Raw genomic sequence first — 25,831 nt, forward strand, 5'->3', positions numbered from 1 at the left:
CGTGGTGAGACCTGAAGCCTTACGCCGCCTTCTTGCTCTGCGCGAGGTGTGCCAGCTGGCGCATGATCTCGGTGGTGCCGGCGAGACGCTCTTCCGGCGTCTCCCAGTCCTGGAAAAACACCACCTTCATGTCGGGCCGCACCTTGGCCGCCTGGCCGTGGCTGCGGATGAACGACACCAGGCGGTCGGGATGCGCGAATGAACTGTCGCGGAAGGCGATGACGGCGCCCTTCGGGCCGGCATCGATCTTCTCGACGTTGGCCTGGCGGCAGAACGCCTTGATCGCGGCGACCTTGAACAAATAGCGCACCTCGTCCGGCAGCACGCCGAAACGATCGCGCATCTCGGCGCCAAAATTCTCGATCTCTTCCTCGGTGTCGAGGTCGGCGAGACGCCGGTAGAGCGACAGCCGCACCGAGAGATCACCGACGTAATCCTCAGGAATGAGAACCGGCATGCCGATCGTGATCGTCGGCGACCAGCGGTCGGCGGCAGGCTCGGAGACGCCGGCCTTGAGGTTAACAATCGCCTCCTCCAGCATCGACTGGTAGAGCTCGAAGCCGACCTCCTTGATGTGGCCGGACTGCTGCTCGCCCAGGATATTGCCGGCGCCGCGGATGTCGAGGTCGTGCGAGGCGAGCTGGAAGCCCGCGCCGAGCGTCTCCAGCGATTGCAGTACGGTGAGGCGGCGTTCGGCCTGTGCCGTGATCTTCTGCTGCGCCGGCAACGTGAACAGCGCATAGGCGCGCAGCTTGGAGCGACCGACCCGGCCGCGGAGCTGATAGAGCTGGGCAAGGCCAAACATGTCGGCGCGGTGCACGATCAGCGTGTTGGCGTTGGGGATGTCGAGACCGGATTCCACGATGGTGGTCGACAGCAGGATGTCGAACTTGCCGTCGTAGAACGCGGTCATGATGTCCTCGATCACGGCGGGCGGCATCTGGCCGTGGGCGACCGCGACCTTCATCTCCGGCACGTTCTTGTCGAGGAAGTCCTTGACCTCGGCGAGGTCGTCGATGCGCGGCACCACGTAGAAGGCCTGGCCGCCGCGATAGCGCTCGCGCAGCAGTGCCTCGCGGATCATCAGCGGATCGTGCGGGGCGACGAAGGTGCGCACCGCAAGCCGGTCGACCGGCGGCGACGCAATGATCGAGAGCTCGCGGACGCCGGTCAGCGCAAGCTGGAGCGTACGCGGGATCGGTGTCGCCGATAGCGTCAGCACATGCACCTCGGAGCGCAGTGCCTTCAGCCGCTCCTTGTGGGTGACGCCAAAGTGCTGCTCCTCGTCGACGATCACCAGGCCAAGGTCGCGGAACTTGATCGCCTTGCCGAGCAGCGCATGGGTCCCGACGACGATGTCGACCGAACCGTCGGCGATGCCCTTCTTGACCTGGTTGAGCTGCTTGGTCGGGACCAGGCGTGAGGCCTGCTCCACCTGCACCGGGAAGCCGCGGAAGCGCTCGGTGAAGGTCTTGTGGTGCTGGCGGGCGAGCAGCGTGGTCGGCACCACCACGGCGACCTGCTTGCCTTCGAGCGCGACGGCGAACGCGGCGCGCAGCGCGACCTCCGTCTTTCCGAAACCGACGTCGCCGCAGATCAGCCGGTCCATGGGACGGCCGAGTTCGAGATCCTTGAGGGTGGATTCGATCGCCCCTAACTGGTCCTCGGTCTCGTCATAGGGGAAGCGCGCGCAGAACTCGTCATAGAGGCCGGGTTGCACCGGCAGCCTGGGCGCCTCATGCAAATGACGCTCGGCCGCGATCTTGATCAGCTCGCCCGCGATCTCGCGGATGCGGTTCTTGAGTTTCGCCTTGCGGGTCTGCCAGCCAGAGCCGCCGAGGCGGTCGAGCTCGACCGTGGTCTGGTCGGAGCCGTAGCGCGACAGCAGCTCGATGTTCTCGACCGGCAGGAACAGCTTGGCGTCGGCGGCATAATGCAGCTCAAGGCAGTCATGCGGCGCGCCGGCGACGTCGAGCGTCTGCAGGCCGATGAACCGCCCGATGCCGTGGTCGGCGTGGACGACGATATCGCCGGCGGCAAGGCTCGTGATCTCCGAGATGAAATTGTCGAGCTTGCGGCTCGCCTTGCGCGGCCGCACCAGGCGGTCGCCCAGAATGTCCTGCTCGCTGATGACGGCGATCTCGTCGGTCTCGAACCCGCTTTCGAGGCCGAGCACCGCGAGAATGGTCTCGTTGCGCGGCGTTGCCTGCACCGTCCGCCAGCTGTTGACGCTGGTGGTGTGGGTCAGCTTGTGATCGCGCAGCATCGAGGTCATGCGGTCGCGCGAGCCTTCGGTCCACAGCGCGATCACGACCTTCTTGCGTTGGGCCTGCAAGGCCATTACGTGGCTGACCACGGACTCGAACACGTTGACGGTGGTGTCGTTACGCTCCGGCGCGAAGTCGCGGCCCTTGCGCGCACCGGCGTCCACGACGTTGGTGCCATCGGCCGGAACGGAAAACTGCGTCAGCCGCGCCAGCGGGACATCGCCGAGACGCTTGGCCCACTCGTCCTCAGTCAGATAGAGCCGGTCCGGCGGCAATGGCTTGTAGATGGCGCCGCCGCCTGGATGCTCCATCGCATCGCGGCGGGCCTGGTAATAATCGAGGATCTGCTTGAAGCGCTCGCGCACGGCGTCCTCGGCCTGCGGCTCGATCGCGACCGCGGCGCCTTGCAGGTAATCGAACAGTGTGTCCATCCGGTCCTGGAACAGCGGCAGCCAGTGCTCCATGCCGGGATGGCGGCGGCCCTCGCTGACGGCCTCGTAGAGCGCATCGTCGCGCTCGGGCGCGCCGAATTCGGCGACATAGCCCATGCGGAAGCGGCGGATGGTGTCGGTGACGAGCTGGAATTCCGAGATGGGCACGAGATCGAGCGAGCGCATGTCGAGCATCGTGCGCTGGGTCTCGGCATCGAAGGAGCGGATCGATTCCAGGCTGTCGCCGAAAAAGTCAAAACGGACGGGCTGGTCGAGGCCGGCCGGAAACAGGTCCAATATGCCGCCGCGAACGGCATATTCGCCGGGCTCGCGCACGGTCGAGGAGCGGTTGTAGCCGTTGTGCTCGAGCCAGGCGACAATGGTATCCATCGGCACCACATTGCCGGGTGCGACCGACAGCGCCTGCGCGGCGACGAGATCGCGCGAAGGCACGCGCTGCACGACGGCGTTCACAGTGGTCAGCACGATCAGCGGCTTGTCGCTGCCGGTCAGCGAGGCGAGCCGCGCCAGCGTGGTCAGGCGTTGCGCCAGGATGCCGCCATGGGGCGAGACACGGTCATAAGGCTGGCAGTCCCAGGCCGGGAAGGTCAGCACCGGCAAATCGGGCGCGAAGAATTGCAGCGAGCGTTCGAGCTGCTGCATCCGCGGCCCGTCGCGGCAGACGACCGCAAGACTGACAGCCGGCTTCTTCGGCCGCGCGGCAATGGCGCGCGCGAGGTCCGAAATGACGAGGCCTTCGGCACCTTCGGCGACATTGGCAAGCGTCAGCGCACGGCCCGGCGTCAGCAGCTCGGCGGGCGATTTCGAACCCGATTTCATAAATTGCCGTCCGCGATCGGAAACGCCTTGATGCGGGCAAACAGCGCGCCGGTGACGTCAGCCGGCAGCACCTTGTCGCCGATGATGGCGGCATAGAGATCGGGATCGGACTCCTCGAGCAGGCGCTCGAGCTCCTCGAGGTCGTTTTCGGACAAATTGCCGATCTCGGCGTCGGCAAAGCGGCCGAGAATCAAATCCATCTCGCGCGTGCCGCGGTGCCAGCAGCGGAACAGAATCCGCTTGCGGCGGTCGTCCAGCCCGCCACTTGATCGTGTCGTTCCCGTCATGTCTCGATTCCAGTCAAACGCCGAAAGCCCGGACGTGCCGGGCCGGCGTGATATAGCCACTCGGACCGCCGGTGTCAGCCCTTTGTTGCGACCCTCAGGGCACTCGATTTGTCATGGCCCGCCACGCGCGCGAGGGACCGCGAAAAAGACGTGGATGCCTGGCATAAAGCCGGGCATGACGGGTCGAAACGATCCTAGATTCACCCTGATGCGCCCCAGCCTGCTCAATCCGCTGTTTGCTCCCGTGACCAGCCTGCCCGGCGTCGGTCCGAAGCAGGACAAGCTGCTGCGCTATCTGCTCAGCCGCGATGAGACGCCGCGGCTGGTCGATCTCCTGCTGCATCTGCCGAGCCAGGTCATCGACCGCCGGGCGCGGCCGAAGATCCGCGATGCCGTCCAGGGAACCTTGGTGACGCTGGAGGTCACCGTCGACCGCCACCGCCCGCCCCCGCCGCGCAATGCGCGCGCGCCGTATCTGGTCTATGCCAGCGACGAGACCGGCGACGTCGTCCTGACGTTCTTCCGGGCCAAGCCCGGCTACGTCGAAAAGCTGCTGCCGATGGGCGAGAAGCGCTACGTCTCCGGCACGCTGCAAATGTACGACGGCATCCCGCAGATCGTGCATCCCGACCGGGTGCTGGACGCGGAGGCGATTTCAAAGCTCTCGGGCATCGATCCCGTCTATCCCTTGACCGAAGGGCTTGCACTCGGCTCGCTGCGTCGCGCGGTCGCACAGGCGCTGCAAAAACTGCCGGCCCTGCCGGAATGGATCAGCCCGGAGGTGCTGCGCCGCTGCAACTTCCCGCCGGTCGCGGAGGCCCTCACCCGGGTCCACCAGCCGGTCGAGCTCACGGACATCTTGCCTGATCAACCCTTCTGGTCGCGTCTGGCCTTCGACGAACTGCTCGCGGGGCAGCTCGCGCTGGCACTGATCCGCGCACAGCTGCGCCGCCCGGCCGGTGTGCGCAATGCCGGCGACGGGCATTTGCGCAACAAGATCATCGATGCTCTGCCCTACGCGCTGACATCCTCCCAGCGCGAGGCGGCGGCGGCGATCGCCAACGATCTGCAACAACCCGTGCGGATGCTGCGCCTGCTGCAGGGCGATGTCGGCTCGGGCAAGACCGTGGTGGCGCTGCTTGCCGCGGCGGCCGTGGCCGAAGTCGGCAAGCAGGCCGCGCTGATGGCCCCGACCGAAATTCTGGCGCGCCAGCACATCAAGACCATCGCGCCGCTGGCGGAACGCGCCGGGATGCGGGTCGCGATCCTCACCGGGCGCGAAAAAGGCAAGGAGCGGCGCGACATCATCGATCGGCTCGCCACGGGCGAGATCGACCTGCTGGTCGGCACCCACGCGCTGATCCAGGACGACGTGATCTTCAGCGATCTCGCGCTTGCCGTGGTCGACGAGCAGCATCGTTTTGGCGTCCGCGAACGTCTTGCGCTGACGTCAAAAGGCCAAGCGGTTGACGTTCTCGTGCTGAGCGCCACGCCGATTCCGCGCACGCTGGTGCTGACCTATTTCGGCGACATGGACATTTCCGAGCTGCGCGAAAAACCCGCCGGCCGCCAGCCGATTGAAACCCGCACCGTCTCGATGAGCCGCCTCAACGAAGTCACCGAGAGCATCGGCCGCGCGCTTCAGGCCGGCAAGCTGGTCTATTGGATCTGTCCGTTGGTCGAGGAGTCCGAGGCCGAGGGTACCGAGCACCTGACCAACGCGACGACACGTTTCGAGAGCCTGCAAAAACGTTTCGGCGATCGCGTCGGCCTGGTCCACGGCCAGATGAAAGGCACCGAGAAGGACCAGGTCATGGCGCAGTTCGCGGCCCACGAGATCGGGCTCCTGGTCGCGACCACCGTGGTCGAGGTCGGCGTCGACGTGCCGGCCGCGACCATCATGGTGATCGAGAACGCCGAGCGTTTTGGCCTGGCCCAGCTGCACCAGCTGCGCGGTCGCATCGGGCGCGGCTCGGAGGCCTCGACGTGCCTGCTGCTGTACTCGGAACCGCTCGGCGAGATGTCGAAGGCGCGGCTGAAAGTGATCCGCGAGACCACCGACGGTTTTCGCATCGCCGAGGAGGATCTGAAGCTGCGCGGCGAAGGCGACGTGCTCGGCGTGCGCCAGAGCGGCCTGCCCGGCTACCGCATCGCGCGCTCCGAGGTCCACGGCCAGCTGATCACGCAAGCCCGTGACGAGGCGCTGCGCATCATGAAGGACGACCCCAAGCTGAAGGGCGAACGTGGCGAGGCGCTACGCTGCCTGCTGTATCTGTACGAACGGGACGAAGCGATCCCGCTGATCGGGGCGGGTTAGCCCGCAGCTCTCTGACGTCCAACCTCATAGGCCGCCACATGCGCCCGGGCGAGATCCAGCAAGGGCGTGTCGATGCCGAGTGCACGGGCGCGATTGGCCATGTCGCCGAGGATGTGCTCCGCCCCGGTGATCGAGCCGCGCTCGACGTCGCGCAGCATCGAGGCCTTGAGCGGGGAGTCCAGGGTCGTGAACAGCTTCCGGTCAAACTCGATGAACGGGGCGCGCGGCTCAAAGCCCGAAGCGGTCGCAACGGAAGCTCCGTAATAGCCTCCAAGCGCTCCCGCGCCGATGACGAGTACTCTCATACGAACTCCCATTGGGGAGGAATTGCTTCCGCAGAAACAATAACAGATCGGCCACGCGCCGTCTCCTCCTCGTCATTGCGAGTGCAGCGAAGCAATCCAGAATCCCTCCACAGTAAGACTCTGGAACGCTTCGCTGCGCTCGCCATGACGACGCGGGAAGAGCCTGGCACATAGCGATCAGGTGGACTCGCGGCGACGCCCCTCACCTGGCATGCGCGCGCATGAACCTGCCGTGCTCGGATTCGGTCGCATCATTGGCCGGAAACATACATTCGAGCCGCAGCTCTTCCGCCGTCACCGTTTGTGGCGTTCCGACCGTCGTGATCATGGAGAAATAGTCCAGCCTCACGCCGTCCTTGACGAAACTGAGCGGGATCATAGGCATCGCATCGGAGGCCGACGGCGCGCGCCATTCCGGCTTCACGCCGGGGTATTGCGACAGTTCCTCCAGCAGCGCCTTCGTCGTCAGATCGACGACGTGTCCGACCGCCTCGCGATGTACCCGTGCGAGCAGTCCACGGGCGGTCTGCGGCCAGTTCGCGATGAAGGGACGCATGCCGTCCGGATCGAACATCAGGTGCAGCAGGTTGCGGGGAGCGGGTCGTGCCGACATGTCGATGAAACAATTGAACAGCCCCGGTGCGGCCTCGTTGGTCATCAGCACGTTCCAGTGGCGGTCCATAACGATGGCCGGAAACGGCTCGTGCTGACGCAGCATGCGGCGCAAGGCGCGATTGATGCTTGCCATGGCTGGCGTATCGAGCGCGGGATCGGAATAGGACGGCGCGTAGCCGGCGGCCAGCAGCAGCTCGTTTCGCTCGCGCAACGGGACGTCGAGGGCTTGCGCAAGGTCGAGCAGCATCTGGCGGCTCGGAACGCTGCGGCCACTCTCGACAAAACTGATGTGCTTCTGGGAGACGCCGGCATCGAACGACAGATCGAGCTGCGTCTTGGCGCGAATGTCCCGCCATTGCCGCAGCAGCGCGCCCGCAGAGCTGGCTCTCGTCTTGAGCTCACTGGCCGCAGCCTTCATCTCGACCGATCCTTGTTGTCGGAGCGCAATCTGCGCTTTTGGGCGGCGGAGGTGCCCCGGCGTCGGCGAGGCAGCTCCGCCGCCCGATGGGGCAGAACGAAGGTATCACCCGAAGGCCACCGGCCCCACGGCACCGACCCAGCGACGCACCTTGGTGTCGTCCTTCTCGTCCATGTAGAAAAAATGGGTCATCGTGGGATGCACCGTCGCCGCCGATCGGTCGTCGGGAGTCATGTCGACGATGCCACAAAACACTTTGAGGGAGCCGGCATCCCAATATTCGGTGACGTGATGCAGGGCGGTGAACCCGGTATCGATGAAGGCCTTCAGATTGGCGCGGATCGCTTCGCGGCCTTTCCAGTCTGCCACGCCGAGGTTGCAGACGGCATCCTCGGCAAAACAGTCAAAGCCCTTTCCGAACGTCTTGTCGTCGATCTCTTTCCACATATCGAGAAGCCATTGCGGCGGCTCTCTCCTGGTAAACATGACTTGCATATCGCTCTCCTGATGCGGTGACACATGCGCCGGAAGGCTTCATCGAATGCTCCGCGGCGGTGGACGACCAGGACAGTAGTCGGACGGCGACTTGGCTCAATTACATCGGAGGTAATAAAGCGGGCATCGCGCGTCGACAAAGGCGGTGCCCTGATGTGGGAGCAGCTAGCCCCTCTTGTTGACGCTTTTTTCCGCAAACGCCTTCATCAGGTCGGTATCGATCCCGTCGCCCGTTGCATCTCCAGCCAGATGCTCGAACCACCTCGCAAAACCCTCGTAGATCTGGCTGGCCGGATGATCGGGCCCGAGGAAGCCGGAAATCTCCCGCATTTCCGCGACCCAGCGATAGGCCTTCGGGATCATGTCGGGCAGCGCGACTTCGAGGCGCGCCAAAATTGCGGGTTGGCTCAGCGCGAGCTCGTTGCGGAGCGCGTCCGCTGCACCGGCTTTGGTGGCCGCGATCACCATCGCCGAGCCGATCCCGGCCAAGCCCTTGACGATGCCGGCGTAGGACATCTTGAGCGCGGACGCCGCGCCGACCGGACCTTCGACGATGCGTATGTCGAGGCCCAGGTCTTTCAGCACGGCAACGTCCCTGGCGTGCTCGCCGGACATATAGAATGCCGGACTCTTGCCGCCGGGCTGCGGCGGGAAGCCGATGATGCCGGCATCGACGAACGGCGCCTGCGCCGAGCCAATGATCTCCTCGATCCGCAGCACGGTGTCGACATTGACCGCATTGCAGTCGACCACGACCGGCTTCTTCTCGCGCCGGACGATCAGGGAGGCCAGCCGCTCAGCCAGCGCAACCGCCTCGCCCGGCGGCACGATCGAAAGGATGATGTCAGCGTCTGCGATCGCCTCGTCCTCGGCGCCAATCATGCCGGCATCCGCCGCCCGTTTCAGCGTCGCCTCGCTCCGCCCCCTGAGCGACGTGAGCACGCGCGCGCCGTTCTCGTTGAGGCGGCGGGCGACCGCACTGCCCATGGCACCGGGCGCGAGGATCGCTATGGTTGGGGACATCGCAAACTCCAGTTCGAAAGCCGAGCCGTGCGCTCAGGTCGAGTGGAATCATAGCAGAGGACGGACGCGCCTGCGTGAACGCGGCCATCCCGCGGGGGAATGGCCCTACTCCGCCTTCGCAGGCTGGAGTGTAGAGGCCTGGGCAATACGCGCGGCGTTCGCCATGCCGGCGAGGGCCGCCGCCTTCTTCGGATCGGGCGCCGACCCCGGCTGCACCACGCCGGCCGACATGATCAGCGTCGCGGCGTCCTCGGTGCTCATGTCGACCTCGACGATCTTGCTCTTCGGCACGTAGAAGAAAAAGCCGGTGGTCGGGTTCGGCGAGCACGGCAGAAACACCGAGACATGCTCCTCCTGCCCCGGCAGGCTGCGCGCGACGTCCTCGTTGGGTGCCTGCGAGATCAGCACGATCGACCACATGCCCGGCGATGGAAACTCGACCAGGCCTACTCTGCGAAAGCTCGAGCCCTTGCCCGAAAACAGCGTTTCGAACACCTGCTTCAGGCCACGGTAGACGGCGCGCACCGCCGGAATACGGCCGACGAAAGTCTCGCCGAGATCGACCAGGGTGCGGCCGATCAAATTGGCGGTCAGGAAGCCCAGCAGCGTCAGCGCGAAAACTGCGACAATCAGACCCCAGCCGGGAACGACGTAGGGCATATAGGTTTCGGGCCGATAGGCCAGCGGCACGAACGGCCGCACCACGCCATCGACCCAGGTGACGAACCACCAGACCAGATACAGGGTGATCGCGATCGGCCCGGTCACCACGAGGCCAGTCAGGAAATAGTTGCGGAAACGGCCGATCAGGCCGGTATGCGGTTCCGGGGCCGCATCCACAGGCGCAGGCGTGTCGTCGCGGGTGGTCATTCGGGTTCCAGGTCGGTCGCTTCGTTCAAGCTAGGGTCTTCTAGCAGGTTTTTGAAGACCACCTAGCGTCCCGGCCCGTTCCCTTTCGCCTATTCCACCGTCACCGATTTGGCGAGATTGCGCGGCTGGTCGACATCGGTGCCCATCACCACCGCCGTATGGTAGGCGAGGAGCTGAACCGGGACGGCATAGACCATTGGGGTGAAGGCGGCCGCCATGTCGGGCATGACGATGGTGACGAGCGACTCCACCGTTGCCTCTGCCGCGCCCTTCGCGTCCGTCATCAGGATGATGTTGCCGCCGCGCGCGGCGACCTCCTGCATGTTGGACACCGTCTTCTCGAACACCTGGTCATAGGGCGCGATGACGACGACCGGCATGGTCTCGTCGATCAGCGCGATCGGCCCGTGCTTGAGCTCGCCGGCGGCATAGCCCTCGGCATGGATATAGGAGATCTCCTTCAGCTTCAGCGCGCCTTCGAGCGCAAGCGGAAAGCTGGTGCCGCGGCCGAGATAGAGCACGTCGCGGGACTTGGCGATCCTGTGCGCCAGCTTTTCGATCTGGATCTCGGTGGTCAGCGCATCGGCCATCAGACGCGGAATCTCGACCAGGCCGTGAACCAGTTTGGTCTCGTCCTCGTCGGACAATTCGCCGCGGGCCTTGCCGGCCGCGATCGCAAGGTTTGCGAGCACCATCAGCTGGCAGGTGAAGGCTTTGGTCGATGCGACGCCGATCTCCGGCCCGGCCAGCGTTGGCATCACGGTCTCGCTCTCGCGTGCGATCGTCGAAGTCGGCACGTTGACGACGGCAATGGTGTGCGCGCCCTCGGCTTTGGCATAACGCAGCGCGGCCAGGGTGTCGGCGGTCTCGCCGGATTGCGAGATGAAGATCGCCAGATCGCCCTTGCGCAACGGCGCTTCGCGGTAGCGGAATTCGGAGGCGACATCGACCTCGACCGGCACCCGCGCAAAACGCTCGAACCAGTATTTTGCGACGATGCCGGCGTAGCTGGCGGTGCCGCAGGCCGTGATATTGATGCGCTGGATGTCCTTGAAGTCGAACGGCAGCTTGACCGGCAGCGAGACGCGCTCGGTCGCCATGTCGACATAGCGCGCCAGCGTGTGGCCGACCACCTCCGGCTGCTCGTGGATTTCCTTCGCCATGAAGTGGCGATAGTTGGCCTTATCGACCAGCGAGGTCGAGGCGGCATGCTTGATCCTGTCGCGCTGGACGGCATGGCCGTCCTTGTCGAAAATCGCAGCGCTCGTGTGGGTCAGGACGACCCAGTCGCCGTCCTCGAGGTAGCTGATCGTGTCGGTAAACGGGCCGAGCGCGATGGCGTCGGAGCCGAGATACATCTCGCCGTCGCCATAGCCGATCGCAAGCGGGGGGCCCATTGCGAGCGCCGATCATGAGATCGTCGTCGCCGGCGAAGATGAAGCCGAGCGCGAAGGCGCCGCGCAGCCGCGCCAGCGTGAGCTTCACCGCTTCCACCGGCTTGTTGCCGCGCCTCAAGAGATCGTCGACCAGGTGCAGAACGATTTCGGTGTCGGTCTGGGTGTGGAACACCGTGCCCTTGTGCTCGAGCTCCTCGCGCAGCTCGCGGAAATTCTCGATGATGCCGTTGTGGACGACGGCGACGCGCTCGGTTGCGTGCGGATGCGCGTTGTTGACGGTCGGCTTGCCGTGCGTGGCCCAGCGGGTGTGACCGATGCCGGTCGTGCCCTTCAGCGGCTCGGTCTCCAGCCGCTTCTCCAGATTCTTCAGCTTGCCCTCGGCACGACGGCGCTCGATATGCCTGCCTTCGAGCGTGGCGACGCCGGCGGAATCGTAGCCGCGATATTCAAGACGTTTGAGCGAATCCACCAATTGCTCTGCAACCGGCTCGCGCCCGAGAATGCCGACAATCCCGCACATGCGGATCAATATCCCCCAAATCGTCGAAAAATCGCCTAAACGACGCGCTCGGTTTTTAGCGAAGTTCCTAAGGAACCAGATACTCAATAATTATGACGGATTACGACAGCATCGCTGACGGCACGCCTTCACGTGCGTCGATGTGGCCGGCCTTTAACCGCGCGCGTTAACTCGTTGTCAACAAGTTTGGCCAACGATTCACGCCCGGGAGATCAAGGCCATGAAAGCCTCATCCGACCGCAAAGGTCTGTCATCGATGTCCGTGCGCGCCAGCGAGACCACGGGCACGCACCTTGCACATTGGCCACCGCCGCAGCGCGGCAACGAAAGCAAGCCCGTCTTCGTCAAGCATGCGGCCGGCGAGCCCGCGAAACGTGCCAAGCCGCGCGGCTGGCGCCTCACGCGCGCGATCTTCTCCGAATTCGCCGACGACGAATAACGCCGCTCAGGCCTCCGGCTTCTTTTCGCTCTTCTTACCGCCCGTCTTCATCTCGCGGTAGCGCGCGGCGCCGCCTTCTCGGATGGTCTGCTGGTTGCGCTCCAGCGCCATCGCATCGTCGGGCACGTCGCGCGTGATCACCGAGCCCGAGCCGATATAGGCGCCCTTGCCGATTTTCACCGGCGCGACAAGCGAAGAGTTGGTGCCGATGAAGGCGCCCTCGCCGATGATGGTCTTGTGCTTCTTGAAGCCATCATAGTTGCAGGTGATGGTGCCGGCGCCGATGTTGGAATTGGCGCCGATCGTGGCGTCACCGATGTAGGAGAGATGGTTGACCTTGACGCCGGCCTCCAGCGTCGCGGCCTTGGTCTCCACAAAATTGCCGATGCGCGCGCCATCGCCGAGCGTGGTGCCGGGCCTCAACCGCGCATAGGGACCGATCGAGACGTTCTTGCCGAGCGTGGTCTGCACAATGTGCGAGAAGGAGTGGATCACCGCGCCGTCGGCAATCGACACGCCGGGGCCGATCACCACGAATGGCTCGATGGTCACGTCCTTGCCGAATACGGTGTCAGCGGCGAGATAGACGGTCTCCGGCGCGACCAGCGTGACGCCGGCCTCCATCGCGGCCTTGCGCAGCCGCCCCTGCATCACCGCTTCCGCTTCCGCAAGCTGCGCCTTGGTGTTGATGCCGCGTACTTCGTCCTCACTGGTCTCGATCACCACGGACTCCCATCCCTGTTCGCGGACGATTTCGACCGCGTCCGTCAGATAATATTCGCCCTTCGAATTGGTATTGCCTATCTTGTCCAGGATCGCGAGTGCACGGCGCCCATCGATCGCCATCACGCCGGCATTGCACAGGTTGATCTTGCGCTCTTCGGGGCTGGCGTCGGCCTGCTCGCGGATCGCGACCAGGCGATTGCCCTCGACGATGAAGCGGCCGTAGCCGGTAGGATCTGCGGCGCGAAAACCCAGCGCGGCGATGGCCGCGCCTTTGGCGAGCGGCGCGCGCAGCCGTCCCAACGTCTCGGCCCAGATCAGCGGCGTGTCGCCGAACGCGATCAGGAGATCATCCACGCCCCGCAAGATGGCTTCGCGCGCCGCCAGCACTGCATGCGCGGTGCCGAGCCGATCGGACTGCACGAAGATCAGGGCGTCGGGGCGAATCCGCCTGGCCGCGTCGGCCACCGCGTGATGGTCGGGACCGATCACCACAGCGAGCGCGGCGCCGGTTCCCTGCGGCGCGGCGGCGAGCACATGGGCAAGCAGGCTCTCGCCTGCGACCGGATGCAGCGCTTTCGGCAGGCGTGAGCGCATGCGCGTGCCTTCACCGGCGGCGAGCACGATCGTGAGGCTGGAGCGGGCGGTCATCAAAATCCTGTCAGATGCGGCCGAATCGATCTGCGGCGGCAGGGCGTGCCGTCATGAGCTATCGCCTTGCTACCCCCGCAAACGCCCGGAGTTCAAGTGCGGGACGCTTTTCCTGTTAATGTTCCCTGATTGATTCGGGGAAGCCAGACAGGGCTGGGCACTTAAAACTTCATGGCGAAAGATTCCGACCCACTGGCGGACGCCTTCGGCACCAAGGAGACCGGCGGGCTGTTCTCCGGACTTTTGGCCGAGGAAAGCACGTTCAACCGCGGCATGATGTGGCGGCTGGGCTCGTGGGGCGTGGCGGCCGTGGGCGCCGTCGTGCTCGCCGTGCTGGCCAACCAGGCCCAGCTCGGCTGGCGACGCGACCAGGTCGCCTCGCTCGATCTGTCCCGCCAGGCCGACCGGCTGCAGATCCTGACGAAGGAGAGCCAGAACGAAGCGCGTCGCCTGGCCTCCGCCATCGAGACGTTGAACAGTGATCGCGACCGGCTCTATTCCCGCGTCACCGTGCTGGAGCAAGGGCTGGAGTCCGTGACCGGCGCCATCGCCAAGCAGACCCCCACATTGCCGCAGGCGCCCGCCTCGAAGCCGCAGGACGCGCCGATGGCCGCCGCGCCGCCGGCGGCGTCCGCACCGGAGGTCGCGCCGGTCACCTCCACGGCAGCATCGCTGGTCGACAGACCGCGCGCGGGTGCCGCCAGGGACCCCAAGGAAAGCCAGAAGGAAAGCTCGAAGGATACCTCGAAGGAAATTTCGAAGGACACTTCGAAAGAAGTTGCGAAGGACCAGCCAAGCCTGCCGCCGCAGACCGCCGCTGCGGCCTCGCTCGTACCGCAATCGCCGGCGACGACCTCGGCCCAGCCGATGCTTCCGCTGGTGCCATCAAAGTCGATGATGGCGCCGCCCGATCCTGCTGCATCGAAATTGATTCAGGCCGAGACAACTGAGAAGGCGGCAGAAAACAAGCCCGAGCCCGCCGCCGCCCCGACCGAAGTCGCGGCAGCATCGGCCAAGCCAGCGGAAGCAGCCGAGAGCGAGGCTCCTGCGATCGCGGTTCAGCAGACGCGCTTCGCGATCGATCTCGGCGGCGCGAACTCGATCGACGGCCTGCGCGCGCTGTGGCGCGGGCTCAGCAAGTCGAACCCGGAGATCGCAGTGTTGCGGCCGATCATCATGATCAAGGAAGGCAACACCGGGCTAGGGATGCAGCTTCGCTTAGGCGCCGGCCCGCTCATCAATGCCGCCGCCGCGGCAAAGCTCTGCGCAGGTCTCGCCGAGAACGACCGGCACTGCGAGACGACCGTGTTCGACGGCCAGCGCCTCTCGATGCGTGGACAGGAGAAGCAGGACAAGGGCTCGGAGAAGAATACCGAGAAGAGCCAGGACGCCGTGCCCCAAGCCGAGACCGCGCCTGCCCCGGCAGTCAAGCCCGACAAGCACCGCCGCAGCTATTCCTCCAAGCGCACCTCAAAGCGCGAGGAGCCCGCGCCGGCACCTGCCCCACAGCCAGCCGCTCAGGCTAAGCCTGAGACGACGTCGGCGAGTTCGACTATATCGTCGTTCTTCAGACGGTAGGACGATCAGGGCTTTTGATCGGGTTGCCGCAGCGCATCGCCTGAGACTGCGCCACTCAAAAAGCGGCCGCCAACTGGCTGATCTTGATGGCCGCGTTGGGCACAAAATTTCCGCGCAACACTGTTGCCCGCTCTCCCCTTCCCGACCATATTGCCCCCATGAAGAAAAAGCCCTTTCGCCTCACGCCCTACCAGGTACAGTTCCTGATCGTCGTCGGTTTCGTCACCGTCGGCTGGGCGCTTTACGTGCGCTATTTCGCGGTCGAGTTCTCGCAAGTGGCGCTCGCGTGCGATGCCGGCTTGCAGACCCTGATCTGCAAGGCGCGCGCGGTCTCCACGTCGCTGTTCAAGAATTCGGTGTTCGGCATCGTCGCGCTTGTGATCGCGACGCTGAACCTGATGCGGCCTTCGATCGTGCTCTTGACCCTGGGCGTGATCGCCGCCGGCCTCGGCATCGTGCTCTACAACATCGTGCTGGCGGGGCTGGCGATCGGCCTGCTCATCCTTGGCTTTGCGCGGCCCGCGCCCGCCACAGCGTGAGCGCGAACAACAGGTAGATCGCGCAGGTCCAGAGCGACTGCCAATTCTCGCGACCTTCGTTCAGAAGCGTATAGGCTGCACACAGCGCCAGCAGCCCGGCGAAGGCAGCCTCCGCGATCGGACGCACGCCGATCTGGGCGCGGTTAAGCATCAGAAGCGCGAACGGCACCACCGCCATCGTCAGCGAGGCATAGGGGAAGTCGCGGTAGCGCGGATCGAATACGAATCCGAGCGCGGTCTCGGCCGCGATCACGGCCGTCACCGCCAGCGTCAGGCCGAGCACGGCCGTGAGCTTCGACCATTTCCGTTCCTCGCGCGGACCAAGAATATCGAGGAAGGTCGGCAGGCTGCGGCCAATCACCAGCGCCTGCGCGCAGAAGATCGGCGACAGGATGCCGGCCGCCAGCAGCAGGCCCCATTGCAGCCAGCCGCCCCAGCCATAGCTCTCATAAAACATCTTGTCGGCGGCGATCCCGAGCAGGATGCCGGCCGACGTCGCGGAGATGCCGACGCCGAGCCAGGCCGAGAAGCGCGGCGTCCAGGGCCTGCGCCGCAGCGTGAGGCCGGCGACCGCGAACACCAGCACGCTTAACCCCATGCCGGCACCCATGTACCATTTCCAGAACGGGAAATTGCTGATCGGCTCGCCCGGCGGATATTTCAGCTGCCGGCGCACGGAATCGATCAGGCCCCAATAGCCGCCGACGGTGCCTTCGAGCCGGCGCTTCCACGGCTGGTCATAGGCCTCGATCAGATTGACGCGAAATTTCTGCGCCTTTGCAAGGCCGAGGATCTCCGAGACCACGCGTGCCTGGTTGGTGCGGGACGGCAGCGCGCCGTCGCGCATGCGGCCTTCGCTCGGCCAGCCGGTCTCGCCGATCAAGATCTCCTTGCCGGGAAACGCGACAGCCATCCGCTCGCGGATCGACTCGACATGGGCGGCAGCGAATTTCGCCCGCACCGGCATGTCTTCCCAATAAGGCAGGATGTGAATCGTGACGAAGTCGACGGCGTCGTAGACCTCGCGGTTCTTCAGCCAGTATTCCCACACGTCGGCATAGGTGACGGGCACGGTGACCTGCGCCTTCACCGAGCGGATGATGGCCGTGAGATCGGACGTCGTCATCTCGCCGCGCAGCAACACCTCGTTGCCGACGACGAGCGCGGAGATGGTGCCGGGGAATTCCTTGGTGAGGCGGACGGCGGTCGCCACTTGCGCAAAATTCTTGGCGCGGTTGCTGCCGAGCCAGATGCCCTGGATCACCTTCAGCCCGCCGATCTTCGTCGCGACCGCCGGCACCTGGTCGAGCCCGTTCTCGATCGAATAGGTGCGCACACAGTCGGTGATCTGCTTGAGCTGGCGCAGATCCTGCTCGAGCTGGTCGGCCTCGATATGGGTCCATTCGTTCAGCGGCGTCTGATCGCCGCGGAACGGCGCATAGGAGACGCATTGGACCTTGTCATTGGGATCGATTGGCGCGCGCGCGAGGGTGATCGGCGTGGCCAGCCACCACCACACGGCAGCAATCGTACAGAGGGAGACGAGCAGGAGCGCCAATGGCGTACGAAGTGAAATCGGTTCCGTCCTCCGCGAAGGGCCCGTCGATTACCTGCTCGCACGCCATCTGCCAAGGGGGGACGGTGCGATGGATCCTTCGCTCCCCCCGGGGAATTGGCCTGCGGCCGTTGGACCGAGGCTCAGGACGGTGACTTTGCTGGACAAAAATCCAAATACAGGCCATCAGATTTTGCGGGACTTTTCCGCCGCATTGGAGACCCATTTGGACGCCATCACCATTGCGTCCGCGATGTCCTCCGCGCGGGCGGTCAGCTGAGACATTGGGGAATTCATGCGGCGACGGGTGTTCGAGTTACGAAATGCGGCCCTGCGGCAGTTCGCCGCCATCTTGGCCGTGTCCTCCGTGGTTTTCCTGATCGGTCTCGGTGACGCCTCCGCCCAGAGCGGCTCGCCGGCCCCCGACCAGGGCAAGGCCGCGACCCAGCCCGCCGACGCCGCCAAGGATGCGGCCCAGAACCAGCGCCGCACCGACGAGTTCGCGGAAGCCGCCCAAGTCATCAACGGTCCCGCCGGTAACCCGGAATGCGTCTGGCTCGGCCGGCGCGTGGTGCGGCTGATGTGGCGGGATGACCTCGATACCGCCTTCCGCCACCTCGATCTCTACGACCGCTTCGGCTGCCCCGGCGGCCACATCCAGGCGGCGTTTCGCTGCCTGACCCGCTTCGGCGCCCAGATCGATCCGAAGGTCGCCGAGACCCTGGACAGCCGTGTGCACGCTTGCTGGATCAACCCGGCCTCCCAGCCGCAGCAGGCGGCGGCCGCGGCCTCCCAACCGGCGGCGCCGACCGCCGGCAGCGCGCAGCCGCAGGCGGCCGCAAGCCCGTCACCCGCGGCCAGCCCCTCGCCCGCGCCCCAGAAATAGCCGCGATCGTTTCAGCCTTCGTTCAGGAACGATCGGCGATAGCGATTGTTGGCACTGCCGCGCTTCTGTGAAAAAGGCGTGCCCTCGTATGGACATGAGGGCATGACAGTTGTGAAACCGCGCGGCAGAGATATGCTCCACTTGCCGCGAACTTGGTCGGATCTCGGGGTCGGATCCGCTTCCCTGCCATTTCAGCCCCGTTTGGTTTAGCCGCGATGCGCGTTGTCGCCGCCGTTCTGTTGCTTGTGTCCGTGCTTCACGCCGGCATCTGGGGAGTCATGCGCGACAGGGAACCCGCGCCCGACTTCAGGGGCCTGTTGCCCAGCCTGTCTTATACGCCGTTCGAGCCGGGACATGTTGTCGACGACAATGTCGACCCCGACAAGATTCGTGCCGATCTGAAAAAGCTCTCGACCCTCACGCGTGCCGTCCGATCTTACTCCGCGACGGAAGGCAACGAACTGGTGCCGCCGATCGCCGCCGAGTTCGGGCTCAAGGTCACGGTCGGCGCCTGGATCGGCAAGGACCCGGACCGCAACGAGCGGGAGATCAAGGCCGCCATCGAGCTCGCCCGCAAGAACAGCAACGTTAACGGGCTCGTCGTCGGCAACGAAGTGATCTACCGCGGCGAGCAGAAGGTCGAAGACCTCATCGAGATGATCAAGAGGGTGAAGAGCGCGGTCCGCGTGCCCGTCACCACCGGCGAGATCTGGAACATCTGGCGCGACAATCCCGACCTCGCCTCCAACGTCGATTTCATCGCCGCCCACGTACTGCCCTACTGGGAAAACTTCCGCTCGGACCAGGCCGTCGACCAAGCGGTCGACCGCTACAATTTGTTGCGCAACCTGTTCCCCGGCAAGCGCATCGTGATCGCCGAGTTCGGCTGGCCGAGCGCGGGCTATAATTTACGCAACGCCGACCCCGGCCCGTTCCAGCAGGCGCTGACCTTGCGCAACTTCGTCAGCCGTGCCGAAGGCCTCGGCATGGAGTACAACATCGTCGAAGCCATCGATCAGCCCTGGAAGTATTTCGAAGGCGGCGTCGGTCCGTACTGGGGCATCCTCAACGCCAACCGTGAGCCGAAATTCGCCTGGACCGGCCCGGTCGAGAATCTCGACTACTGGAAGCTGATGGGAATAGCACTTCTGGTCGGCATCCTGCTGTCGCTGCCGATCCTGCGGCTGCAGCAGCCGACCGCGCGGCAGGCGTTTCTGCTGTCGGCTGCCGCGAACGGTGTCGGCGCCTGGGCCGCCACCGTGTTCGCGTTCTGGAACGGGCACTATTTCATCTTCGGCTCGGCGTTTGCGCTGACGCTCGGCATGATTCTCCTTGTTCCCCTCGTCCTGATCGCGATGGCGCGCATCGACGAGATCGCAGCGGTGGCCTTCGGCCGGCCGCCGCAACGGCTGCTGACCAAGGGCAAGCCGGTCGACAACGTCCCGGAGACCTACTTCCCAAAAGTCTCGATCCACATCCCGGCATATTTCGAGCCGGTCGAGATGCTCAAGCAGACGCTCGATGCGTTGTCGCGGCTCGACTATCCGAACTACGAATGCGTCGTCATCATCAACAACACGCCTGATCCCGCCTTCTGGCAGCCGATCCAGGACCATTGCCGCGCGCTCGGCGAACGCTTCAAGTTCATCAACGCCGAGAAGGTGAAGGGTTTTAAAGCCGGCGCTCTGCGGATTGCGATGGATCGGACCGCTGCGGACGCCGAGATCATCGGCATCCTCGATGCCGACTATGTCGTCGATCCCGACTGGCTGAAGGACCTCGTGCCGGCCTTCGCCGACCCGCGCGTTGGCCTGGTGCAGGCGCCGCAGGAGCATCGCGACGGCGATCTGTCGATCATGCACTACATCATGAACGGCGAGTATGCCGGCTTCTTCGACATCGGCATGGTCCAGCGCAACGAGGTCAGCGCCATCATCGTGCACGGCACGATGTGCCTGATCCGCCGCGCCGCGATGGACATGGCCGGCGGCTGGTCGAGCGACACGATCTGCGAGGACAGTGATCTCGGCCTCGCGATCCAGGAGCTCGGCTGGGTGACCCACTACACCAACCACCGCTACGGCCGTGGCCTGCTCCCCGACACCTACGAGGCCTTCAAGAAGCAGCGTCACCGCTGGGCCTATGGCGGCCTCCAGATCGTGAAGAAGCACTGGCGGCGCTTCCTGCCGGGCGCTAGCCGGCTCACGCCCGACCAGAGGCGCGAATACGGTTTGGGCTGGTTGAACTGGCTCGGGGCCGAAAGCCTCGGTGTGGTCGTGGCGCTGCTCAATCTCGTCTGGGTGCCGATCGTCGCCTTTGCCGACATCGCCATCCCCGACAAAATTTTGACCTTGCCGATCATCGCCGCCTTCATCGTCTCGCTGGCGCACTTCCTGTCGATGTACCGCGCGCGCGTTGCGATCAAGCCCGGCCAGATGCTGGGCGCCATGATCGCGGCAATGAGCGTGCAGTGGACCGTGTCGCGGGCGGTCGCCCAAGGCTTGATCACCGAGCACATTGCGTTCGCGCGCACCTCAAAGGGCGGGCTGTCGCGGATGTCGATCGAGTTCCAGGCATTCTGGGAAGCGGTGATCGGCGCCCTGCTCCTGATCGGCGCCGGCGTGCTGATTGCGTCGAACAGTTTCCGCCAGATCACCGAGATCTACATTTTCGCAGGCGTCCTGGTGCTGCAAAGCCTGCCGTTCCTGGCCGCGGTCGCCATCGCGATCCTCGAGCTCAGCCGCATCAACTCGTTCCAGTTCTGGCGCGACAGCGCGATCCGCAGCGCCGAGCTGATCGGGCTCCGCCCGGTGGCGCTACCGACCCCTGCCGGCAACCCGCAGCCGGTGCCGAGCGAGGTGCGGCGGGAGGCGAATTGACGCGCCAATCGCCGGCCAAGGCCGCGTGATGAAAAGTCAGGTGGTCTTCGGCGTAGATGCGGGCGGCCAATCGGGATGAAAATCCCGCTCTAAGCGACGGAAAAATTGTCCGAATCCCCATCTCTGCCGCCATCTTCGGCAGCCTCCTGCGCTATTGACCTCAGCGCCCCGTCCCCCTACACAGCGCGAGCCGAAAGCATGATCCGGCAAGACATGCTTTTCGAAATGACCGAAGACGATGGCCATCAATCTCGAAGCCATCCAGCGGCCATGGGAGCGCGTAGCTCAGCCGGTAGAGCACGTGACTTTTAATCACGGGGTCCTGGGTTCGAGCCCCAGCGCGCTCACCAAGCAAAATCAAGCACTTAGCGCAGATTTTCTCTTCCCTCATCCAAAGCCGATCCGGGCATCTGTACACGGCCTGTCCACAAGCGAGGGCGGGCTATGACGGCCGTGGATATCGTCGGCTGGGTTTTGTTGGTCGTCGTGCTGTTCGCGACACTGAGCGCAAGTAAAAGCCCGCCAGCGTGAACCGGCGGGCCTCAGTCGTCAGCAGTGATACGGCGGAAACGGCGGGTCGGGGGCAAACTCCAGCCCGCTGATGTCCTTGCCGGCTATTGCAATGTACAGGCTGAGCCGGAAGCAGAGCCTGCCAAGTAGAAGCCGCATCAGGCGCATTCGTTGCCTCCGATCAGGACGACAACCGACGCGGGCTTGTGCGTCGGCTCGTCCTCAGCCAGGAAATCCGTCACAAGCTGACTTGCCAGCCGCAACACGGCCAGCGCGTCCTCGGTATTCTCCGGCAATTGACTCGCCAGAACGATTGCTTGGCGACGGTGCCAGTTCTCCACCTTCATGCCATCACCGTATGCTGCCAGTCTTCGCGCCCGATCTGCTCGAGCAGCCCGTCATGGTCGGCAATGCCGCTTTCGGCGTGGTCCTGCTCCAGATCGCGACGGCCTCCCGCCGCCCATCGCTCTTGGCTATGGTGGTGGTCGAGGCTTCCGAGGGACGGTTCGTCGCTGCCGTCATGCTCCGCCGGGTCGTCGTGCTCGGCGGGGTTGTCGTCCTCAAGGTCGGCTGAAATGTCGTCCTCCAGCTCGGTCATGACGTATTCGTCCGACTGGTCGAGGAAGGCTATCAGCCGATCAATTTCGGCCGCTGCCTTCTTCCTGAGTCTGCGGAGGCGCCTGAGGGCCGTTTCTCTGGTGCGCTGTTGGATAGCCAGGCGCGCCACAAGCTCGCAGGGGGAGTCCGCTGGCCGTTGTAGGGGGATAATCATGGTGGTGCTTTCGGTTTGGCTTCTGACAGCCGCGCCCAGTGACAGACTGGGCAGCCGGGGGGTCAGAACCTGCCGAAAGACAGGTCGTCGCGCTTTTAAGCCGCAAGGCTCTGGACATGGCGCAACGCCCCCGGCATAAAGCCAGAACGGCGCGCCCGCCAAGGCGCTCCTTAGCGCCAAGACAGCCCGCCAAGGCTGTTGCGCTTTCGGCAGCCATCGACGCCAATCGACGGCCGGCCTATTTCGGTCCGGGTTCTGACACCCACGGACGAGCCTGCACCTGATTTGCTTAAAAATCCATCCCCATCGGGGCGCCTCGGCGCGTTCTATTGGAAGAACACCATGGAAGTATTCGACCCACATAACAAAGCCGATGTCTTCTTTGACGGCGTCCACGAAGTGAAAATCGTGGGGGACAGCGCTCGCATTGCGCTCTTCAGCCGCCAGAACGGCACGGGAGTCATTGTTGCTCGTCTTGTGCTGCCACTCTCCGATCTGCCTGATGTAATCCAGGCGCTTGTGATCGCGCAGACACAAGCGGCCAGGAAGTAAAACTGTAGCGCATCAAGCCGTCTAGGAGCCATTGCCTTTGCGCGCCCGTTCCGGTTGAATCGCGCAAGGGGAGGCACCGAAATGTCTGAGATGGTGGATGTCGAAACTTGGATGCAGCAAGTTAACGAAGCCGTGGCCGAATTTAATGCGGTGATCGCCGGGATTGACGAACGTCTTGTTGTCGCTGAAGGGCAGAATTGGGCGCTTACTCGATTGCTTTATTCCTTTGTCAAACGTGAGATTCTGCCCCGGGAGGCTGCAAAGAAGCAGGTTCGGGAAATGATCGCGGTGATTAAGGAACATGAAGCCGGTGATTTGGAAAAAACATTCCTAGATTCTGCGCAGCGCCTTTTTGAAGAACTTGTAGATGACGAAAGACCGCCGCAGCCGCCGTCGCGGTTCTCAGTAATCCAAGGTGGTAAATCGGAAAAGTAATCTAGGCTATCCCGAGCGGCCGGTACTGGATTGGCCGATTAAAGCCGCCGCCGACGCCGGACGCGATCCATCCAGCCCGCCCCATCCGTGCCGCGATCGCGCCCGGTTCGTCACGCTCTGCCAGCACCGCCGTCTTGCCGGTTGGCTTGCCGCGCTCGTCACAGATCGTCACGACGCCATCGGCCACGAAGTAGCGTACGGCTTCCACCGCTCCGCACTCATCCCGATCGCTCGGTGCTGCTGTCTGAAACCATGCCAGCTTGATCTCTCGCCTTTGGCGAGGCTTGGGCGCCGGTCTTGCCTCTGCCGGCTTGGCCTTCGCCTCCTGCGCGCGCCCCTTGAGAGTGTCGAGCCAGCTCATCAGTGCTTCGCACGGAAGGGAATGACGTTGCTCTCCGCAGCGGCCTGCTCGTATTGCTCGGCCTTCTCACGCTCTGCTTCGCGCTCTGCGGCTAGATGGCGCTGGATCTCGAATGCTTCGTCAGACGAGCAGCCAAGTTGCTGCTGGATCTCTGCCGCCTCCGCGATGTAGGCCAGCAACCCGAAATGCTCGCTCATGCCGCTTGATCCTTCTCCAGGATCTGGAGATAGGCCGCACACTGGCAGCCCATGCCACGGGTGATGGAATTACGAATAGCGCCGGCCGGAACGCCGGGGCAGGTTTTAACGATCTCCGCAACATGCGCGTCAATTGCGGCGTCGATCTCCGCGCGCATCGCCGTAATCCGCTCTTCAAGCGGCAACGTTTTCGGGCTTGCCATTCTTCACCTTTGCTAGCTCTTGCCTAAGCTTTGCCGCCTCGCTATGCGCGCGATGGATTTCCCTCTCTCGCTGCCTATCGTGGTTTGCGGCGTACACCTGCAAATCGTACGGTAACTGCGCAAACCTCGCTTTTTGCTCTTTCGGCCACGACCGAGGCGGCTCGATCTTCGCAATCTCATTGATGGTAGCCGCAACCGGACCGCCCAATGTCGGATCAGCAAGCCCGACGGTGTAGTGAGCGCGGGAGATTTGCTGCACGATCGGCCAAATCTTATCGATGCCCCACGGCGCGATATCGGCAACGAAACGCGCCACCATCATCGGCGTCGCCGGGGTCGGCTTCATGTTGCTTAGCTCGCACCATCGGCCAAAGGTCGTCGGCTCCGTCATCGACCAACCTTGCGCAAGGTATGGTGCATACCCTGGAGGGCCTTCACATAGCCGTGCAATCTCGCGGCTTCGTTTAGGTTCAACTCGCCGCCGGACATATCGCGGTCAAGCTGGTCGAGGATATTCACGCGCTCATCCATTTCAGCCTTGGCAAAGTGCTTCGCCATCTCATCGGGAGATAGTTCTTTGCCTTCATAGGCGACGGCGCGGGCCTGCGTCTGTTCGATGTAGTTGCGGGGATCGTCAGCCATTGTCGTTACCTCCCTCCGCGGCGCTTCGCCACAATATCGGCCGCAAGTCGGACCTGCCTGTCGCCCGTGGCGGATGCCAGTTGCCGCTCAAGCGACGCTAAATCGGTTGCCTCCACACTCAAGCGCGGCGCGGAAGCCCCCGGCCGCTGCACGCGGGGGGCGGTGTGCGGGCGGCAACGGGTTTCGGTGCCTGCATCATCAAGCGATACTTCGCCGCATCTACCAGCACTTTTTGCGCCGCCGCCGTGCGCAGGAAGCGACTTTCGTTGCCGGCCTTCAGAAATTCCAGCGGATCAACGCCAAGCTCCGAAAGCATCCTCAGGAATCTCCGCCTCGATTTCCCGCAGTCGTGCCGGCGGCTCGTCCTTCACCAACTCGGCAAAGCGCGCATCCTCCGCCTTGGCGTAGTGCTGAAACTCGACCTGTTCGCGCTGCTGCTGCTGAACCTGCTGCTGCTGCCGGGCTGCCTGCAACTGAGACACCCGATTGAGCGAATTGATCGCGCTCTTGAACCGCTCCGGTTCCTGCTGCGCCATAGCGATCAAAGCGCCTTCCCATTGCTGGGGCGGCAGGTTGGAGATTTCCGGAAAGTTCTCAGCGAAGCTCATCCGCGCGAAGTCGTTCGCCTGTTCGACGGCCTGAGTTACCTGCTGCTGCACTTGGTTGTCATAGGCCTTGATGGCCTCCACGAATTTAGGTTTCGAAAGAGCTTTCGCGATGTCGGGATCGTCGTGGATCGGCAAATCGTTCGAGTCTGCGGGCTGATTTTCGGCCTTCGTCTCTTTCGGCTGATCGTCCGCAGGCTTGTCGCCGCGCAGCTCATCAACCTCCTTGCGGATTTGATCAGCCTTCAGCCTCTCCGCTTCCGCGTCTTCCGCTGTTCGGGCGTCCGAAAGAGACTTTGACGCCTGCTCAACGGTCATTGACATATTGTCGGGAAGGTCGGCGCCAGCAATGTGCGTGACGATCTCGGATTCCGGGGTGTTGCTGTCCGAAAGCTTCTCAGCGGCGTCTTCAATCGTCAGTTCGTCCGGGCTTTCCTCCTCGTCCGGCATCGGGATATAGCCGGCTTCGTGCTCAAGATAAGCCTTGCCGGTCAGGGGTTCTGCTGGCGCAAACTGGCC

25 protein-coding genes, 1 tRNA gene and 2 pseudogenes are annotated in these 25,831 nt (G+C 64.2%); 9 read left to right on the top strand and 19 right to left on the bottom strand.

The genetic code is table 11. From position 1 onward, the window contains the following. Positions 1-19 precede the first annotated feature (19 nt). On the bottom strand, positions 20-3,538 hold the full coding sequence (gene mfd / locus AB8Z38_RS06615; RefSeq protein ID WP_369723626.1) for a transcription-repair coupling factor: 3,519 nt from the start codon (positions 3,536-3,538) through the stop codon (positions 20-22). Beyond that, positions 3,535-3,825: a succinate dehydrogenase assembly factor 2 gene (locus AB8Z38_RS06620; protein WP_369723627.1), complete on the bottom strand. Its 291-nt coding sequence runs from the start codon at positions 3,823-3,825 to the stop codon at positions 3,535-3,537. Before AB8Z38_RS06620 ends, mfd begins: the two co-directional genes overlap by 4 nt. A 208-nt stretch (positions 3,826-4,033) precedes the next feature. On the opposite strand from AB8Z38_RS06620, the gene recG reads away from it, so the two are divergent. Then, complete coding sequence (gene recG / locus AB8Z38_RS06625) at positions 4,034-6,142, top strand: ATP-dependent DNA helicase RecG (protein WP_369723628.1); 2,109 nt, start codon at positions 4,034-4,036, stop codon at positions 6,140-6,142. On the opposite strand, the pseudogene AB8Z38_RS06630 reads toward recG, so the two are convergent. From AB8Z38_RS06630 to glmS, 6 genes and pseudogenes are all read right to left on the bottom strand, one after another. After that, a pseudogene (locus AB8Z38_RS06630) lies at positions 6,139-6,396 on the bottom strand (ketopantoate reductase C-terminal domain-containing protein); the annotation flags it as partial. The gene recG and the pseudogene AB8Z38_RS06630 sit on opposite strands and share 4 nt — an antisense overlap. 253 nt (positions 6,397-6,649) lie before the next feature. Then, positions 6,650-7,480, bottom strand: coding sequence for a helix-turn-helix domain-containing protein (locus AB8Z38_RS06635; protein ID WP_369723629.1), 831 nt, complete (start codon positions 7,478-7,480; stop codon positions 6,650-6,652). Positions 7,481-7,585: 105 nt separating this feature from the next. Next, on the bottom strand, positions 7,586-7,975 hold the full coding sequence (locus AB8Z38_RS06640) for a nuclear transport factor 2 family protein (RefSeq protein ID WP_369723630.1): 390 nt from the start codon (positions 7,973-7,975) through the stop codon (positions 7,586-7,588). A 165-nt stretch (positions 7,976-8,140) separates the two neighbouring features. Further along, positions 8,141-8,998, bottom strand: coding sequence for a DUF1932 domain-containing protein (locus AB8Z38_RS06645; RefSeq protein ID WP_369723631.1), 858 nt, complete (start codon positions 8,996-8,998; stop codon positions 8,141-8,143). A 105-nt stretch (positions 8,999-9,103) separates the two neighbouring features. Next, entirely contained in the window at positions 9,104-9,868 is a 765-nt protein-coding gene (locus tag AB8Z38_RS06650; protein WP_369723632.1) for a DUF502 domain-containing protein, read from the bottom strand. Positions 9,869-9,957: 89 nt separating this feature from the next. Beyond that, positions 9,958-11,785 (bottom strand): annotated as a pseudogene (gene glmS / locus AB8Z38_RS06655) (glutamine--fructose-6-phosphate transaminase (isomerizing)). A gap of 220 nt (positions 11,786-12,005) precedes the next feature. Between glmS and AB8Z38_RS06660 the strand changes: the two are divergent. Further along, the gene (locus AB8Z38_RS06660) at positions 12,006-12,224 is read left to right on the top strand and encodes a hypothetical protein (RefSeq protein ID WP_369723633.1); all 219 of its coding nucleotides are present in this window, start codon (positions 12,006-12,008) and stop codon (positions 12,222-12,224) included. Between the two features lie 6 nt (positions 12,225-12,230). On the opposite strand, the gene glmU is transcribed toward AB8Z38_RS06660, so the two are convergent. After that, on the bottom strand, positions 12,231-13,598 hold the full coding sequence (gene glmU / locus AB8Z38_RS06665; protein WP_369723634.1) for a bifunctional UDP-N-acetylglucosamine diphosphorylase/glucosamine-1-phosphate N-acetyltransferase GlmU: 1,368 nt from the start codon (positions 13,596-13,598) through the stop codon (positions 12,231-12,233). Positions 13,599-13,769: 171 nt separating this feature from the next. Between glmU and AB8Z38_RS06670 the strand changes: the two genes are divergently transcribed. Together AB8Z38_RS06670 and AB8Z38_RS06675 are read left to right on the top strand one after the other, a co-directional pair. After that, a complete protein-coding gene (locus AB8Z38_RS06670) occupies positions 13,770-15,176 on the top strand; it encodes a hypothetical protein (protein WP_369723635.1) in 1,407 nt (468 codons plus the stop codon). 158 nt (positions 15,177-15,334) lie between these two features. Then, positions 15,335-15,715, top strand: a complete 381-nt coding sequence (locus tag AB8Z38_RS06675) for a hypothetical protein (RefSeq protein ID WP_369723636.1) — start codon at positions 15,335-15,337, stop codon at positions 15,713-15,715. Here AB8Z38_RS06675 and AB8Z38_RS06680 read toward each other — a convergent pair. Then, the gene (locus AB8Z38_RS06680) at positions 15,675-17,234 is read right to left on the bottom strand and encodes a beta-(1-6) glucans synthase (RefSeq protein ID WP_369723637.1); all 1,560 of its coding nucleotides are present in this window, start codon (positions 17,232-17,234) and stop codon (positions 15,675-15,677) included. The two genes, AB8Z38_RS06675 and AB8Z38_RS06680, sit on opposite strands and share 41 nt — an antisense overlap. A 331-nt stretch (positions 17,235-17,565) precedes the next feature. Between AB8Z38_RS06680 and AB8Z38_RS06685 the strand changes: the two genes are divergently transcribed. The 3 genes from AB8Z38_RS06685 (at position 17,566) to AB8Z38_RS06695 (ending at position 21,385) form a co-directional block, all read left to right on the top strand. Further along, complete coding sequence (locus AB8Z38_RS06685; protein WP_369723640.1) at positions 17,566-18,156, top strand: beta-1-3, beta-1-6-glucan biosynthesis protein; 591 nt, start codon at positions 17,566-17,568, stop codon at positions 18,154-18,156. Positions 18,157-18,371: 215 nt separating this feature from the next. Further along, a complete protein-coding gene (locus tag AB8Z38_RS06690; protein WP_369723642.1) occupies positions 18,372-21,035 on the top strand; it encodes a glycosyltransferase in 2,664 nt (887 codons plus the stop codon). 274 nt (positions 21,036-21,309) lie between these two features. Then, positions 21,310-21,385: transfer RNA gene (locus tag AB8Z38_RS06695), tRNA-Lys, on the top strand. A gap of 318 nt (positions 21,386-21,703) precedes the next feature. Here AB8Z38_RS06695 and AB8Z38_RS06700 read toward each other — a convergent pair. Continuing rightward, positions 21,704-21,892, bottom strand: a complete 189-nt coding sequence (locus AB8Z38_RS06700; RefSeq protein ID WP_369723644.1) for a hypothetical protein — start codon at positions 21,890-21,892, stop codon at positions 21,704-21,706. Beyond that, positions 21,889-22,143: a hypothetical protein gene (locus AB8Z38_RS06705; RefSeq protein ID WP_369723646.1), complete on the bottom strand. Its 255-nt coding sequence runs from the start codon at positions 22,141-22,143 to the stop codon at positions 21,889-21,891. Before AB8Z38_RS06705 ends, AB8Z38_RS06700 begins: the two co-directional genes overlap by 4 nt. A gap of 516 nt (positions 22,144-22,659) precedes the next feature. On the opposite strand from AB8Z38_RS06705, the gene AB8Z38_RS06710 reads away from it, so the two are divergent. Beyond that, complete coding sequence (locus AB8Z38_RS06710) at positions 22,660-22,869, top strand: hypothetical protein (protein ID WP_369723648.1); 210 nt, start codon at positions 22,660-22,662, stop codon at positions 22,867-22,869. An 81-nt stretch (positions 22,870-22,950) separates the two neighbouring features. Next, positions 22,951-23,304, top strand: a complete 354-nt coding sequence (locus AB8Z38_RS06715) for a hypothetical protein (protein WP_369723649.1) — start codon at positions 22,951-22,953, stop codon at positions 23,302-23,304. A 1-nt stretch (position 23,305) separates the two neighbouring features. Here the strand turns inward: AB8Z38_RS06715 and AB8Z38_RS06720 are convergent, their stop codons facing one another. The 7 genes from AB8Z38_RS06720 to AB8Z38_RS06750 all read right to left on the bottom strand — a co-directional run bounded on the left by AB8Z38_RS06720 (position 23,306) and on the right by AB8Z38_RS06750 (position 25,762). Continuing rightward, positions 23,306-23,665 (bottom strand): hypothetical protein, encoded by a 360-nt coding sequence (locus AB8Z38_RS06720; protein ID WP_369723651.1) that lies wholly within the window; start codon positions 23,663-23,665, stop codon positions 23,306-23,308. Next, positions 23,665-23,862: a hypothetical protein gene (locus tag AB8Z38_RS06725; protein WP_369723653.1), complete on the bottom strand. Its 198-nt coding sequence runs from the start codon at positions 23,860-23,862 to the stop codon at positions 23,665-23,667. Before AB8Z38_RS06725 ends, AB8Z38_RS06720 begins: the two co-directional genes overlap by 1 nt. Then, on the bottom strand, positions 23,859-24,020 hold the full coding sequence (locus AB8Z38_RS06730) for a hypothetical protein (protein ID WP_369723655.1): 162 nt from the start codon (positions 24,018-24,020) through the stop codon (positions 23,859-23,861). Before AB8Z38_RS06730 ends, AB8Z38_RS06725 begins: the two co-directional genes overlap by 4 nt. A 16-nt stretch (positions 24,021-24,036) precedes the next feature. Next, positions 24,037-24,411 carry a hypothetical protein gene (locus AB8Z38_RS06735; RefSeq protein ID WP_369723657.1) on the bottom strand — a complete coding sequence of 125 codons (375 nt, stop codon included), beginning with the start codon at positions 24,409-24,411 and terminating at the stop codon, positions 24,037-24,039. 41 nt (positions 24,412-24,452) lie between these two features. Continuing rightward, positions 24,453-24,707 carry a hypothetical protein gene (locus AB8Z38_RS06740; RefSeq protein WP_369723658.1) on the bottom strand — a complete coding sequence of 85 codons (255 nt, stop codon included), beginning with the start codon at positions 24,705-24,707 and terminating at the stop codon, positions 24,453-24,455. Positions 24,708-24,825: 118 nt separating this feature from the next. Further along, complete coding sequence (locus AB8Z38_RS06745) at positions 24,826-25,023, bottom strand: hypothetical protein (protein WP_369723660.1); 198 nt, start codon at positions 25,021-25,023, stop codon at positions 24,826-24,828. Then, positions 25,001-25,762: a hypothetical protein gene (locus AB8Z38_RS06750; RefSeq protein WP_369723661.1), complete on the bottom strand. Its 762-nt coding sequence runs from the start codon at positions 25,760-25,762 to the stop codon at positions 25,001-25,003. The genes AB8Z38_RS06745 and AB8Z38_RS06750 overlap by 23 nt, the downstream gene beginning before the upstream one ends. Between the last annotated feature and the right edge of the window lie 69 nt (positions 25,763-25,831).

Source organism: Bradyrhizobium sp. LLZ17, assembly GCF_041200145.1.
In the GTDB taxonomy this organism is placed as follows: Bacteria; Pseudomonadota; Alphaproteobacteria; order Rhizobiales; family Xanthobacteraceae; genus Bradyrhizobium.

Bases quoted from the DNA above. Each gene is read 5' to 3' on its own strand.
- mfd (WP_369723626.1), bottom strand. From the start codon at position 3,538: ATGAAATCGGGTTCGAAATCGCCCGCCGAGCTGCTGACGCCGGGCCGT.
- AB8Z38_RS06620 (WP_369723627.1), bottom strand. From the start codon at position 3,825: ATGACGGGAACGACACGATCAAGTGGCGGGCTGGACGACCGCCGCAAG.
- recG (WP_369723628.1), top strand. From the start codon at position 4,034: ATGCGCCCCAGCCTGCTCAATCCGCTGTTTGCTCCCGTGACCAGCCTG.
- AB8Z38_RS06635 (WP_369723629.1), bottom strand. From the start codon at position 7,480: ATGAAGGCTGCGGCCAGTGAGCTCAAGACGAGAGCCAGCTCTGCGGGC.
- AB8Z38_RS06640 (WP_369723630.1), bottom strand. From the start codon at position 7,975: ATGCAAGTCATGTTTACCAGGAGAGAGCCGCCGCAATGGCTTCTCGAT.
- AB8Z38_RS06645 (WP_369723631.1), bottom strand. From the start codon at position 8,998: ATGTCCCCAACCATAGCGATCCTCGCGCCCGGTGCCATGGGCAGTGCG.
- AB8Z38_RS06650 (WP_369723632.1), bottom strand. From the start codon at position 9,868: ATGACCACCCGCGACGACACGCCTGCGCCTGTGGATGCGGCCCCGGAA.
- AB8Z38_RS06660 (WP_369723633.1), top strand. From the start codon at position 12,006: ATGAAAGCCTCATCCGACCGCAAAGGTCTGTCATCGATGTCCGTGCGC.
- glmU (WP_369723634.1), bottom strand. From the start codon at position 13,598: ATGACCGCCCGCTCCAGCCTCACGATCGTGCTCGCCGCCGGTGAAGGC.
- AB8Z38_RS06670 (WP_369723635.1), top strand. From the start codon at position 13,770: ATGGCGAAAGATTCCGACCCACTGGCGGACGCCTTCGGCACCAAGGAG.
- AB8Z38_RS06675 (WP_369723636.1), top strand. From the start codon at position 15,335: ATGAAGAAAAAGCCCTTTCGCCTCACGCCCTACCAGGTACAGTTCCTG.
- AB8Z38_RS06685 (WP_369723640.1), top strand. From the start codon at position 17,566: ATGCGGCGACGGGTGTTCGAGTTACGAAATGCGGCCCTGCGGCAGTTC.
- AB8Z38_RS06690 (WP_369723642.1), top strand. From the start codon at position 18,372: ATGCGCGTTGTCGCCGCCGTTCTGTTGCTTGTGTCCGTGCTTCACGCC.
- AB8Z38_RS06700 (WP_369723644.1), bottom strand. From the start codon at position 21,892: ATGAAGGTGGAGAACTGGCACCGTCGCCAAGCAATCGTTCTGGCGAGT.
- AB8Z38_RS06705 (WP_369723646.1), bottom strand. From the start codon at position 22,143: ATGACCGAGCTGGAGGACGACATTTCAGCCGACCTTGAGGACGACAAC.
- AB8Z38_RS06710 (WP_369723648.1), top strand. From the start codon at position 22,660: ATGGAAGTATTCGACCCACATAACAAAGCCGATGTCTTCTTTGACGGC.
- AB8Z38_RS06715 (WP_369723649.1), top strand. From the start codon at position 22,951: ATGTCTGAGATGGTGGATGTCGAAACTTGGATGCAGCAAGTTAACGAA.
- AB8Z38_RS06720 (WP_369723651.1), bottom strand. From the start codon at position 23,665: ATGAGCTGGCTCGACACTCTCAAGGGGCGCGCGCAGGAGGCGAAGGCC.
- AB8Z38_RS06725 (WP_369723653.1), bottom strand. From the start codon at position 23,862: ATGAGCGAGCATTTCGGGTTGCTGGCCTACATCGCGGAGGCGGCAGAG.
- AB8Z38_RS06730 (WP_369723655.1), bottom strand. From the start codon at position 24,020: ATGCGCGCGGAGATCGACGCCGCAATTGACGCGCATGTTGCGGAGATC.
- AB8Z38_RS06735 (WP_369723657.1), bottom strand. From the start codon at position 24,411: ATGAAGCCGACCCCGGCGACGCCGATGATGGTGGCGCGTTTCGTTGCC.
- AB8Z38_RS06740 (WP_369723658.1), bottom strand. From the start codon at position 24,707: ATGGCTGACGATCCCCGCAACTACATCGAACAGACGCAGGCCCGCGCC.
- AB8Z38_RS06745 (WP_369723660.1), bottom strand. From the start codon at position 25,023: ATGCTTTCGGAGCTTGGCGTTGATCCGCTGGAATTTCTGAAGGCCGGC.
- AB8Z38_RS06750 (WP_369723661.1), bottom strand. From the start codon at position 25,762: ATGCCGGACGAGGAGGAAAGCCCGGACGAACTGACGATTGAAGACGCC.